Annotated in this window: 12 protein-coding genes; 4 read left to right on the top strand and 8 right to left on the bottom strand. The window is 49.5% G+C overall.

Annotation, left to right across the window (positions count from 1 at the left end):
- Positions 1 to 5,124, top strand: a 5,124-nt coding sequence (locus J0A67_RS17390) for a DUF8696 domain-containing protein (protein WP_206570669.1), incomplete at its 5' end; no start/stop codon positions are given.
- 163 nt (positions 5,125 to 5,287) lie between these two features.
- Here J0A67_RS17390 and J0A67_RS17385 read toward each other — a convergent pair.
- From J0A67_RS17385 to J0A67_RS17370, 4 genes are all read right to left on the bottom strand, one after another.
- The gene (locus J0A67_RS17385) at positions 5,288 to 5,539 is read right to left on the bottom strand and encodes a hypothetical protein (RefSeq protein WP_206570668.1); all 252 of its coding nucleotides are present in this window, start codon (positions 5,537 to 5,539) and stop codon (positions 5,288 to 5,290) included.
- Positions 5,540 to 5,707: 168 nt separating this feature from the next.
- Positions 5,708 to 5,926 carry a hypothetical protein gene (locus J0A67_RS17380; RefSeq protein WP_206570667.1) on the bottom strand — a complete coding sequence of 73 codons (219 nt, stop codon included), beginning with the start codon at positions 5,924 to 5,926 and terminating at the stop codon, positions 5,708 to 5,710.
- Positions 5,902 to 6,330: a hypothetical protein gene (locus J0A67_RS17375; protein WP_206570666.1), complete on the bottom strand. Its 429-nt coding sequence runs from the start codon at positions 6,328 to 6,330 to the stop codon at positions 5,902 to 5,904. The genes J0A67_RS17380 and J0A67_RS17375 overlap by 25 nt, the downstream gene beginning before the upstream one ends.
- Entirely contained in the window at positions 6,330 to 7,079 is a 750-nt protein-coding gene (locus tag J0A67_RS17370) for a hypothetical protein (protein WP_206570665.1), read from the bottom strand. The genes J0A67_RS17375 and J0A67_RS17370 overlap by 1 nt, the downstream gene beginning before the upstream one ends.
- A gap of 23 nt (positions 7,080 to 7,102) precedes the next feature.
- Here J0A67_RS17370 and J0A67_RS17365 point away from each other — a divergent pair, with 23 nt between their 5' ends.
- The 3 genes from J0A67_RS17365 (at position 7,103) to J0A67_RS17355 (ending at position 8,314) form a co-directional block, all read left to right on the top strand.
- Positions 7,103 to 7,267: a hypothetical protein gene (locus J0A67_RS17365; RefSeq protein ID WP_206570664.1), complete on the top strand. Its 165-nt coding sequence runs from the start codon at positions 7,103 to 7,105 to the stop codon at positions 7,265 to 7,267.
- Positions 7,268 to 7,657: 390 nt separating this feature from the next.
- Positions 7,658 to 7,906 carry a hypothetical protein gene (locus J0A67_RS17360; protein ID WP_206570663.1) on the top strand — a complete coding sequence of 83 codons (249 nt, stop codon included), beginning with the start codon at positions 7,658 to 7,660 and terminating at the stop codon, positions 7,904 to 7,906.
- Between the two features lie 210 nt (positions 7,907 to 8,116).
- Positions 8,117 to 8,314, top strand: a complete 198-nt coding sequence (locus J0A67_RS17355) for a hypothetical protein (protein WP_206570662.1) — start codon at positions 8,117 to 8,119, stop codon at positions 8,312 to 8,314.
- 540 nt (positions 8,315 to 8,854) lie between these two features.
- On the opposite strand, the gene J0A67_RS17350 is transcribed toward J0A67_RS17355, so the two are convergent.
- From J0A67_RS17350 to J0A67_RS17335, 4 genes are all read right to left on the bottom strand, one after another.
- On the bottom strand, positions 8,855 to 9,499 hold the full coding sequence (locus J0A67_RS17350) for a DUF6266 family protein (RefSeq protein WP_206570661.1): 645 nt from the start codon (positions 9,497 to 9,499) through the stop codon (positions 8,855 to 8,857).
- Between the two features lie 233 nt (positions 9,500 to 9,732).
- The gene (locus tag J0A67_RS17345) at positions 9,733 to 9,927 is read right to left on the bottom strand and encodes a hypothetical protein (protein WP_206570660.1); all 195 of its coding nucleotides are present in this window, start codon (positions 9,925 to 9,927) and stop codon (positions 9,733 to 9,735) included.
- A gap of 16 nt (positions 9,928 to 9,943) precedes the next feature.
- Complete coding sequence (locus J0A67_RS17340) at positions 9,944 to 10,837, bottom strand: terpene synthase family protein (RefSeq protein ID WP_206570659.1); 894 nt, start codon at positions 10,835 to 10,837, stop codon at positions 9,944 to 9,946.
- Positions 10,830 to 11,423, bottom strand: a complete 594-nt coding sequence (locus J0A67_RS17335) for a Crp/Fnr family transcriptional regulator (RefSeq protein ID WP_206570658.1) — start codon at positions 11,421 to 11,423, stop codon at positions 10,830 to 10,832. Before J0A67_RS17335 ends, J0A67_RS17340 begins: the two co-directional genes overlap by 8 nt.
- Positions 11,424 to 11,718 lie beyond the last annotated feature (295 nt).

The following is an 11,718-nucleotide window of genomic DNA, read 5'->3' as shown; positions in this document are numbered from 1 at the left end:
GTAGCCAGTGCCACAGGAACCATCCAATGGCAAAGGGCAGACGATCTGGCCTTCACTGCCAACGTCACCAATGTCGGTACCAACTCAACCACCCTGACCTCCGCACAGGTTGGCGCGCTTACTGCTACTAGATACTTTAGAGCGGTGGTTACCAATGGCACCTGTTCCTCAGTCAACTCTGCTATCATCACCGTAAATGTCGATGCTCCAAGTGCGGTCGGCGCGGTATCTGCCAATCAAACTATTTGTAGTGCCAACGCACCTACCGATTTGACCATTGCCAGTGCCACAGGAACTATCCAATGGCAAAGGGCAGACGATCTAACCTTCACTGCCAATGTGACCAATGTCGGGACCAACTCTACCACCCTGACCTCTGCCCAAGTTGGGGCGCTTACAGCTACTAGATACTTTAGGGCGGTGGTTACCAATGGCACCTGCTCAACGGTCAATTCAGGAGTCATAACAGTAACTGTAACCCCGGCAACTTCGATTAATACAGAAAACCTAGCCAATCAGCGAATTTGCGATGGCGCAAACTTTGCCCAACTTTCTGTCACTGCATCTGGAACAGGCACACTATCCTACCAATGGTACAGCAATACAGTATCGGCAGCATCAGGACCAAATTTGACTCCTGTCGGGGGAGACACCAACGCTTATACCCCGCCAGCTGATGAAATTGGCACTAAGTATTATTTTGTAATTGTATCCAGTGACTGTGGACCAGATGTAGTATCAAGTTTTGCTCAGGCAACCGTTGAACCTGTTACCCTCATTACCACAGAGCCTGATACTTCGGATGACATCGAATGTTTCGGAGACGGTTTTGATCCATTGACGGTATTAGCGGAAGGCGCAGATTTGACCTATCAATGGTACTCAGTTCCAACTCAGGTTAACACTGGAGGTACACCAGTTCCTGGAGCTACGTCAAGCAGTTTCACACCTCCCTCCACCAATCTCGGAATTTCCTATTACTATGTGGTGGTTTCCGGATATTGTAGTTCAGATACTTCTGTGGTCTCCGGAGAGTACGAAGTCACTCCACCACAAACTACCATCGTCCAGCATCCATCTACCACCAACCATACTGTCTGCCAAGGAGCACCTCTTCCTACCTTAACAGTAGAAGTAGATGGAGAAATAACCCAAATTGGAGACTTTGAGTACCAATGGTATAGTAATTCTACTCCTACAAATACGGGCGGAACCTTAATAACTGGGGCCACAAACCCTGATTTCACCCCTCCATCTACCACCGTTGGAACCTTGTATTATTACGCAACTGGTAGAAGTGATTGCGGTACTATCCCTACCAATGTTTCAGGTGCATTTACTGTCACCCAACCTACATTGATCGAAAATGAAGCACTCAATGCCCAGGAAATATGTGAGAATCAAGCTTTCTCTCCGATCTCCATCGATGCCATCGGCACAGGAACTTTGGAATACCAGTGGTACAGTAATACAGTAGCTGTTGCGGACACCCTGGCTGCGGGAGTCATCGAACTCACCGGAGAAAATTCTGATTCCTTCACTCCCCCTACTACGGTGGGAACACTTTATTACTTTGTAAAAGTATCCAGTGATTGCGGTCCAAATGTACTTTCCAGCATTTCTGGGGCATTTACGGTAAATCCCCTTCCTACTCCGACATTCACCACCTCTCCTTCCACAGCAATTTGCGTGGGCGCTTCAGTAACTTATACCACCCAGTCCGGACAATCCGACTACGCTTGGTCTGGCTTTGGCATCGAAGGGACAGATTATACAATTACTTCAGGAGGCCTAGGGACCACGAACAATACAGTAACGCTTACTTGGTTGACAGCAGGCACAAAAAATATTTCTGTAATCTACACGGATCCGAATAGTTGTACTGCGATAACACCAGCAAGTAATTCACTTACGGTAAATGCACTACCTCTGCCAACATTCGCCACTGCTCCAGTAGCACCAGTTTGTACTGGCTCTTCGGTGACTTACACTACCCAATCCGGCTCTGGTGAATCAAATTATATATGGTCAGTTCCGGGAGTGTCTGGTACAGATTACACAATTACTTCGGGTGGAATAGGAACTTCGAATCCGACGGTAACCCTTACTTGGTTGACTTCCGGAACCAAAAATGTTTCCGTGTCTTATACCAATTCAAATGGATGTGCAGCAACTGCCCCTGCCAATAACTCACTTACGGTAAACCCGCTTCCCACTCCAACATTTACCACATCTCCAAGCCCATTAGTGTGTGTTCAGCAAGGGGTGACTTATGAAACCCAATCTGGAAAATCCAACTATGTATGGAATATTCCGGGTACGCTTGGAGTAGATTATTCTATAACTTCGGGTGGTTTTGGTAGTGCAAATCCGACTGCTACTATCCAATGGTTGACCCCAGGATCAAAAAATGTAACCGTTAGCTATACTGAGCCAACGACCGGTTGTGTGGCCACGACCCCGGCTATATCTACCACAACAGTTGAACCTTTTGCTACGGTGGGTCCTACCTCGGTAGCTTTCCCAAGCGTTTGTATTAATAGCCCGACCCTAACACCATTTACTCAAACTACATCCGGAGTTACTGGCATAGACCAGCCTGGAATACCTGGAGTAAATGGGTTGCCACCCGGAATTTCCGCTTCCTTCTCTGGAAACACAATCACTTTCTCGGGAACTGCAACAACAACTGGCCTGTACTCCTACAGCATTCCTCTGAGTGGCAACTGCATCAATGGCATGACTGCCACCGGAACTATCGATGTGACGCCAGTATATAACATTACTGATATATCATCAGTATCCGCTACCTCTATCGGGGGTACCGCTACCGTGTTTTTCTATGGTGATCCCACTTCCATGTTGAACGGAACGTACGAGATTTCCTATCAGATCAAACAGGCAAATGGACTTTTTACCACACATTCTGCCATGGCTACTGTGACCAATGGTCGGGGCACCTTTAGTACCATTCCTATTACAAGCAATGTTGATACTTACACAGTACAGATTTTGACTATCAAAAAGTCAACGGATGTATGCACTATAACCTTGCCCACCCCCCCAACGACTTATTTTGGGGTGTGTTCAGCGGTTTATAGCGCAAATAGTACTTTCTATGTGCCGGCCAATGTATACAGCATCACTATTGAGGTCTATGGAGCTGGAGGCGGTGGTGGGAATGCAAGTGGGGCAGGTGGCGGAGGCTACTCTATTCGGAAAAATATTCCAGTAACTCCAGGAGAAGCGATAGGGATATTTGTGGGACAAGGAGGAGCTAGAGGTGGAAATAATGGTGGCGTATCTTATGCAACGAGGGATTCAAATATTGCAGATCAATTAGGAAATAGCCTAGTTTTTGCAAACGGTGGACTTGGAAATGGCAGTGGTGGTACCTTTGATAATAGATTTTCTGGTGAAAATGGCGATAATTCTATTGGTTCAAATGGAGGAGATGCTGGCGGCCCACTAGGAAGTCAAACTGGGGGCCAAACTCGGGCAGACGGAAAGTCACCCGGAGGAGGAGGAACTAGAGCTCAAGGCCAAGATGGCGACGGAGGCAATGGCTTGATTGTCATTTCCTATTCCTGTCCTGATGCCGATCAAACGGACTGTGTCAAGATTGTTGACGATGGATCTAAATCTGGAACCACAATTATCGAATATACCTGCGACGACACATGGATCGCTCCAGCAGGATTGGCTGAATTCACCGTAGTTGTCGGAAGCGGCGGAGGCGGAGGCGGCAGCGGCGAGGGATCCGGTGGCGGGGGCTCAGGCTCTATAATTCAGCAAAGATTTTCTGTTTCAAGTCCATATGGTATGCCTGCGGGTTCCAATTTCCAAATTGAAGTGGGACAAGGAGGTCCTGGAGCAACCGGGATCAACGCGAATGGAATAAATGGATATCCTTCAACATTTTCGGGTACCCTAAATGGAAGTAATATAAATATTTCAGTCCCAGGCGGAGGCGGAGGTGGCTCGCAAACTACTAATCAAGGAGGAAGCGGATCTTCCGGTGGGGGAGGCGGGGCTAGCCCAAATCCGGCTCAAACATATGGTGTGGGGGGAAGCGTAATACCTATTACTTATTCGGGAACAAATGTCATTGTGTACCAAGGAAACATAGGAGGAAGTGGGGATTACAGTGCTCCTCAAAACTCGGTTGCCGGGGGTGGCGGAGGAGGACTGATCCCTTGGGGAAGTGGAAACGATGGCCAAAATGGCAAAGCAGCTGGCAACGGCCAAGGAGAAGGGGGAAGAGGTGGAGATGGAAGAGTTCTTAATTTCGGCGATTCCACGAGATATTTTGGCGCCGGAGGTGGAGGAATTGGAAGATATTTTAACGGAACAGACAAAATCGGTGAGGGCGGATCTGCTGGCGGAATAATGATCGGAGGCAGTGGAAACTTAAGTGGGACTAGCCCTGTCGGTTATCCAGGCGTCGATAAAACAGGTTCAGGTGGAGGGGCCGGCTATTATGGTGGTGGAAAAGGAGGAGACGGTGTCGTTTATATATATTTCTTCAACTACCGCATCCTCTCCGTTGAATACCTGCACTTTGACGCCCAATACAATCCAACGTCCCGCTCTGGTGAACTGACTTGGGCTACTGCCAAAGAGTGGGAAAATTCCCATTTCGAAATCGAACGCTCAGTGGACGGAATCAAAAACTGGACGGTAGTTGGACAAGTACCGGGAGCTGGCTACTCGGAACAGCCAATGAAATACGCCTTCCAAGATTTGAACTTGCCTTTGGCCGGAGGGAACGTGTTCTACCGACTGAGACAGGTAGACTTTGATGGTGAATCATCTTATAGTGTCACCAAGTCCATCCAAGTACCGCCTGTAGCTGGCACGACGTATTGGAGGGTATATCCAAACCCCACAAATGGGGAAGTGGTTAACCTTGAACTACTGAGCAAGGAAGTCTACCACGACGAGCCCGTCACCCTCAGGATCATATCTTCTACTGGACAATTTGAGCTCATCGAATCCGAAGGAAATGAAGCCCTCGGAATCCTGGTGTCAGAACGACTAAAAACAAAGGCTGCAGGCGTATACACCCTCGAAATCGCCTGGGGAGCAAATCGGGAATACCATAAACTAATCCTCAGACGATGAGGATGGCTTGACATGCCTCAATAAAAACCGCTTCGAAAAGGATGGTCATTCTTAATTATGCCTAGTGGAGGCTGAATGGGTACCCACAATTCGGAGTTTTGGATGAATAAAAAAACCCGGACAGGAATCCTGCCCGGGTTTCAATTTGTAAGGTATTACTGGTTTACTTCACCACCTGCAGCAGCTTTTCCTCCAGCTTGCCTTCATCGACGGTTAGCTGGCAGATGCTCACCAGGATGGTGCCTGCGGTCACCGCATGGCCCGCATAGGCCAGGAGGATTTCAGGTACCTCGCCCGGTGCGGTCAGCATGGCTGTGCCGATGGCGGCGATGAGTAATCCCGCCTTTTTCAGAAACTGGAAGAAAGGCGGTGTTGGGGCCAAAGCCCGGTGTTTAATTTCATCGATTGTTGTCATATTTATTAGTTAAGTGTTAATAATTAAGAGTTAAGTGGGAGGTCAGTGTTCAGTTGCCAGTGGTCAGTCGCAGTGGCCAGTGGTCCTGATATACCTCAGGTGCACAGGCACTGTTCGTTGACCACCTGTTGTTGGTCATTGTCAATTATCAATTGAACATTGTTCCCGCTAAACTTTTCTGATCAGCTGCTTTTTCAAGAAAAGCAACACCACGGATATCCGGTCGATCTCCGCCCTCAGGCTCTCCTGACGGCCTTTGATCTCCAGAAAATCCTGCTGCAGCTTTCGGAAATCCTGTACCAGGAACTTCAGAAAGTAGGCAATCACCGACAGCAGCGCCGAGATGATGGCCCCTGTCAGGCCTAGGAGTAGGACGGTATCCGGCATGACTCCAGGCGATAGGGAACTCCCCGTGACACCACTTCCAACTCCACTACCTCTCCCCCTCCCCATGCCTCCTCCAACTCATCGAGGAGTTTGAGAAAAGCCAGACGGGTAAACAAGGGAGTGCCATCTGCTCTATAAGCCGTCACCGGACAGAGCTCACCCGTTTCGGGAACACGGTCAGGAGCTTTGGAAAGTATCCAGCCTCCGTCCCCCAGCCTGATCCTCCAGCCCTCCGCCTCGGTGTGGACCGGTTCCAGCTCGTACACCCCCTCTTCCAGACAATGTCGGCTGGGACTGTAGCAGGACTTCGGAGCCTCCCGGATAAAGCACAACTGGCGGCTTCCCAAGAAGAGCCTCCCCAGGGTTCCCCGGGGAGTATATCTTCGCTTAAGCAGCAGGCGCATTAGGCGGCTTTTTCTACCAAGATGATCTTGGCCGCGTTATGCGCTCCGTTGTTGATGGCATACTCCATCCCATTGACCAGCTGGATGAACTCCACACTTAGCAGAAAGGCAAAGTGGGTACCGGCCAATTGGGACTTGGCCACGGAGAGCGTCTGGACGGTGAAGGCATCCAGCACCGAGTGTACTGGGGCTGAGGCCTGTACCACCGTGCGCGTACTCTGGTCAAAATCCAGTCCCACTCCGGTAGCGGAAAGCCTGAAATGGGTGGCTCCCCCCGGGATGGCTATCATGTCCCGGGGTACAAAGGCGGGAAGCTGTACGTCAAATGAAGCCGCCCCATTGCTGGTCTGCAGTTCGAAATAAAGCGTACTCCCCAGGGAGGAACCCGCGTTGAGCTCCAAGTCACGGAGCAGCTCCCAGTTGCCTTCCTTCACCCGGCGGTCACCCCGGACGTTGACCTCGTCGGACTTGAGCACCTGCATCAGCATCTGGGTGATGCGCAGGTTGAGCCGCTTGTCCCCAATTTGCGAGATCACCGGCCGCAGCGCGTCCCGCAGCAGCTTGGAGGAGGTGGCGTTGTCGGTAAACTCTCGGATATTTTCCCGGGTACGGGCGTATCGGGGATCGTTCATGATCCGGGATTTCTCCACCCCGCCCTTTTCGCGGGCCAGATAGCCGTTTCTGGTCTTGTAAAAGGACAGTCTCCCGACCGGCCCCTTGAGTGTGATCACTCCTGTCTGTTTTGCCATAATCCTATGGGTTTAAGTGAAACATGCTCCCAAGGTCAGACCTAGTGCCTTGGCTATCAATCGAATGTGCGGTCTATGCGGATTTCGCGGATTGGGAAGGAAATGGCAGTGTACAGTTTGCGGTAAGCGGCAGGCAGTCGGATGCCGCATGTCTCGTGTCAGATCGAGCGAAGTCGAGGTCTGTGTAGGATGACTTTGGTGGAACTTTGGTCAATGGTCCACAGACCACGGTCACATAGGCACGGCCGATGCCATAGCCTGGGGTTTTAACACTAGGTAAAATGGATTAGAAGTTTCAACCTCAGCACAGGGATATGGATTGGAAAAGGCGATTGATTTGGTAAATAATCCAGCATTCAAGCAACAGGGCTTTGGTGAAGCCTCAGGAACCTCGACGGTTGTTTTCTTTCACGTCCTTTTGGCTTGACCCAAAAGGACCAAAAGGTCAAGACGCAAAAAAGCTCCTACCGCACCGGGCCAAACGCCGGCCCGCTTTTGCGTCGGCCCACCCGCCTATCCGAAGTGGGATTTGTGTCCGCCAAAGGCCGGGGTTCGAAGTCAGGACCCAGAATAGGTGAATGAGTGCCGTAGGACGGAGCGGTGACGCTGGTTCGATGGTTCGTGGGACCCGCCTAGCGGCGAGGCAGGCACTGACCGGTGGAGTGGACGGAGAAGAGGGGCCTGTGGGGACACAGGCCGTGGGGGAGGGCCGAGCGTTAAAAAAATACCCGGTGGGTATTTTTAGCGAGGAGCCGGGACGCAGGGGTGGAACCAAAAGGTCAAGACGTGGCAAAGCTCCTACCGCACTAGGCCAGACGCCGGAGTAACTTTGCCAACCCTACAGTCTGGCCCAAACCTAAAACAGCCCACCGGGCTGTTTCCTAACGGTTTGTCCCCCGAACGCGCCTATCCGAATTGGGATTTGTGCCCGCCAAAGGCCTGGGGCTTGGAGTCTGACCCCAAAGGGGTCCAACCATGAATAGCCGTGGGTGAGGCCTGAGGTACGAAGGCTGTAACCCACGGTAAAAAAGACAAAAATGCCATTGACCTCCGGCGCAGGAAACATGGTAACAGCAGAAGAAATAATGCCGGAGGACGGAGCGGTGACGCCAAATGGTCCAGTGGTCCGTGGGGACCCGCCTAGCGGCGAGGAAGGCACTGACCAGTGGAGAGGAATTGGGAATTGGGAAGCAGACGGGAAATGCCGAGGAGAATTTGAATGCAGGTGGAAGTAAAAACCGTTGGGGCAGGCGCTCTGGAACCTCCATCGTTGATTTCTTTATGTTCTTTTTCTCCCGAAATAATCGGGACAGGCTTTGATGAAAAAGAACGATCAAGACGTGGCCCGCCCTGCAAGCTGGCCTCCCGATACGCTGCGCGATCGGGACAGGCTCTCGCTAGATTAGCCCGCCGCGGCGGGCTAATCCTACACGCTCAGTCCTAACCGCACTCGGCCGGACGCCGGCCCGCTTCCTACTGCGGCGGACAGGTCCACGTCGGCCCGCGCGCCTATCCGAATTGGGATTTGTGCCCGCCAAAGGCCTGGGGCTTGGAGTCTGACCCCGAAGGGGTCCAACCATGAATAGCCGTGGGTGAGGCCTGAGGTACGAAGGCTGTAACCCACGGTAAAAAAGACAAAAATGCCATTGACCTCGGCGCAGGAATATGGTTGGAATCGAAAGGTTGATGCCGAGGTACGGAGAACAAAGCATCGACGGATTGAAAATCCTAAGAAATCGGGTCGAGATTACAAATCCCGACCAGCCTTACCCCCATCAAATCCTTCCCAAACAAACGGAATCCGAAAATTCAAAACCGCTTTTGCGCTTGCTGTAAAAGGAAACAAAATGATAGAACCTCCCTGACAAAGGGCCGGACCAGGGAAATTGAATCACCATACCCCCATTTTTGCGATACTCCCCTTCTGTCACGCTCCACTTTTGTTTTTGCTGGGGATCATAGGCCAGATAAAAAATCCTGTCCCCCTCCTTCCCGTTTCCTTCAAAGGAATTTGGTCTCCAGTTTAGCAAAATCCTGTTTTCATTTTCCCAAAAAAGCTGACAGTCGGAAGGAGGCAATAAATCTCCCATTGAGGTCTGGACTTTTTCAGGATATAGGACCGGTTCCCCGTTTTCAGGGATAACGGCCTTTTTCACTGCCAGGGAAAGGGCCTTGCCAAAGCGCTTGGAGTTTTCTCCCGGAATTCCGGAGAACCCAATTTCCAGCTCACTCCGGATCGGTGCCAAAAAAGAGGAAACCCGGGCAAAGGCTTTGCGCTGATAGATCTGCCTGGAAGAGGGAGGAACAGAGATTTTTTCAGGTTTGGAACGGTAGCAAAGCTTCCCGTTGCGCCGGTAAATGATCAGGTTGCCCAGCTTTCCTGATACTTTGCCCATAAAATAATCGTCTGAAATCGCCATAGGGATGGGGTTAGGTTGTAAATCATGGACCAACAGGGACTCTTCTAGGCCTTTGAACCGTATCAACTCTTGGCAAAACCCAAAGATGAGTCGAAGTTGAGTCGAAGATGAGACGAAGATGAGTCATAGAAGGAATGCCCGATATTGGTTTGGACTTGTTTTTCATGATCTTTTTCAAAAAGCCGGTCGCCGGGAAAATCAGGGGTAAATCTTAGCGGTGACCTTGGGGTGGTTCAGATGATGTACTGTGCCACCTGTTCGATGGGGATTCCCGAAAAATCGGAGAATTCTTCCTGAGTGATGAACTGGTGATCATCCTTACCATAGAATATTTTGATCTTTTTGATCAGGGCGTGACAGTATCGCTCACTCCGCCCGGTAATGATCTGGATATCCTTGGGATAAATGACGCAACGTTTTCTGAGCATGATGTCCTCCTTTCATTTAGCTGGATTTCAGATTTCCGTTGACATAGGCCATATACCTGGAAGTCTCCTCTGTCCAAGCCAGACAGCCACCCAAGAGTAAAAAAAGACGCTCCACCCATAGTTGGCAGGCTTCGGACTTAGAACCGACTTGCTTTGCAAGTACCATTATCCGTTTTTGGATTGATTTGATCTCCTGGATTGCCCAGGGTTTTACATTCTCACCCAGAGCATTACCCAGAATGATAAGTTCATTGTGAAAATCTCCAATGGAGAATTCCTTTTCGTAGGAGATTACATCGTTGGACAGGCAAATAAATCGGGCGACATTATCTTCCAGCAAATCAGCCTCACAGCAATCAGGGTGGTCTTCGGATCTGAGTAGGTGGATCGCCAGATAAACTCCCGAACTCGAGGGTCTGTGCATTCGGTAGTCTTCCAGTCGAGGCATTTGGTCATTGGATTTATTATCCACTTCCCATTGAAGTCCTGAAAGATATTGCCCCCAAGCCTCCATCCACTCCGAACGCCAAATCTGACTTGAAACTCCGTTTCCCAACGATTCATGGGACTGTAGTAGGGCTTTTCCTAAAGGACTTAATCTAGGATGCTTGGCTATTGCAATGCTGTTTTTCAGTCCTTTCAAAAATGGCGAAGAATCGGATTCCGGAAAGGTGTCAAGTAAATCATCCAAAAGAAACAGGCATAGGAAAAATCGCATGATCAGCTCCAATTTATCGGAGTTTTCCTCTGGGAATAGATACCCTGCAAACCAATTGACCTTTTGGATTCGGCATCGTTCCAATTCAGAAGGACTTTCAAACAAACCTACCTTCCATGCCCACCGAAGGATTTTGACATTCAGGATTGGGGTATGGCTATTCAGTGCGGAAGGGAAAATCAGGTTAGTCATGGCTCTTACTTTTGAGGTCATGCTTCCACCGCTCCACCGTTCTGGTTGAAACTCCAAAAAAGGAGCCTAAATCCGAATTGGTTATTTCACGTTCCAGACCAAAAAATTCCTTCATCAGGACCGCATACCCATTCTCAAGTCCCAGTTTGGCAATGGCATGGACTCTACTGTTTCTTTCGGTAATTCTATGTGCCACTCGGTGTGCAAGGAGTGAAAATCGGGAATGTTGTGCCAAAAGTTTGGACTCCGCATCTGAAGGGAATTCCAGAAAAGTAACGTCTGAAATAGTTCTTAAAACCGTGGAGCTGGCGATACCCGTTCGAAAGGAAACTTCGTCAAAAACAGTGTCCGAAGGTTTGAAGATTGAAAATAGCTCGATTTTTTCTCCATTTGAATTGAAAGAACCGATAAATCCTTCGCAGAGGTACCTGCTGACGACATCCGCCTTTCCATACTCCTTGATTACCGTTCCTCTTTTCAAGGTAACCTGTTTCAGGTTTGGAATGACCATCTCATACGCTTCTCGGGGTAGTTTCAAGAGCTGATCGTAATCCGAGATCAACTGGGAAATGAATTTTTGTTCCATGGCATTATACTTATTTGAAAAAAGATCCAATGTTCAGGGTGAGAAAACTGGCTTTACTGACATTCAAACTAAAAACGCAATGTTAATCTAATGTTAAGAAATTGACTTCTCAAAATTTAGGTCACGATTTTTAATGGCTTAAGTCAAAAAACCGTCAATTGTCGGATTATTTAAGTCAACTGGGCATTCCCGACAATTGACTTAGTCAAAATTCAAAGTGGGGTTTAATTTCAGATACTTCTATCTGGAACCTCCGATGAAAAGAACAAGCCCCTCCTTACTTATTCTCCTCTGG

Origin of the sequence: Algoriphagus aestuariicola, from assembly GCF_017254835.1 — a bacterium.
GTDB lineage: Bacteria > Bacteroidota > Bacteroidia > Cytophagales > Cyclobacteriaceae > Algoriphagus > Algoriphagus aestuariicola.
Note: the sequence above shows the minus strand (reverse complement) of the source record. Positions and strands in the feature narration are given on the sequence as shown.

Coding starts and splice junctions, on each gene's coding strand:
- J0A67_RS17385 (WP_206570668.1), bottom strand. CDS start 5,539: ATGACAACAATCGATGAAATTAAACACCGGGCTTTGGCCCCAACACCG.
- J0A67_RS17380 (WP_206570667.1), bottom strand. CDS start 5,926: ATGCCGGATACCGTCCTACTCCTAGGCCTGACAGGGGCCATCATCTCG.
- J0A67_RS17375 (WP_206570666.1), bottom strand. CDS start 6,330: ATGCGCCTGCTGCTTAAGCGAAGATATACTCCCCGGGGAACCCTGGGG.
- J0A67_RS17370 (WP_206570665.1), bottom strand. CDS start 7,079: ATGGCAAAACAGACAGGAGTGATCACACTCAAGGGGCCGGTCGGGAGA.
- J0A67_RS17365 (WP_206570664.1), top strand. CDS start 7,103: ATGCTCCCAAGGTCAGACCTAGTGCCTTGGCTATCAATCGAATGTGCG.
- J0A67_RS17360 (WP_206570663.1), top strand. CDS start 7,658: ATGAGTGCCGTAGGACGGAGCGGTGACGCTGGTTCGATGGTTCGTGGG.
- J0A67_RS17355 (WP_206570662.1), top strand. CDS start 8,117: ATGCCATTGACCTCCGGCGCAGGAAACATGGTAACAGCAGAAGAAATA.
- J0A67_RS17350 (WP_206570661.1), bottom strand. CDS start 9,499: ATGGCGATTTCAGACGATTATTTTATGGGCAAAGTATCAGGAAAGCTG.
- J0A67_RS17345 (WP_206570660.1), bottom strand. CDS start 9,927: ATGCTCAGAAAACGTTGCGTCATTTATCCCAAGGATATCCAGATCATT.
- J0A67_RS17340 (WP_206570659.1), bottom strand. CDS start 10,837: ATGACTAACCTGATTTTCCCTTCCGCACTGAATAGCCATACCCCAATC.
- J0A67_RS17335 (WP_206570658.1), bottom strand. CDS start 11,423: ATGGAACAAAAATTCATTTCCCAGTTGATCTCGGATTACGATCAGCTC.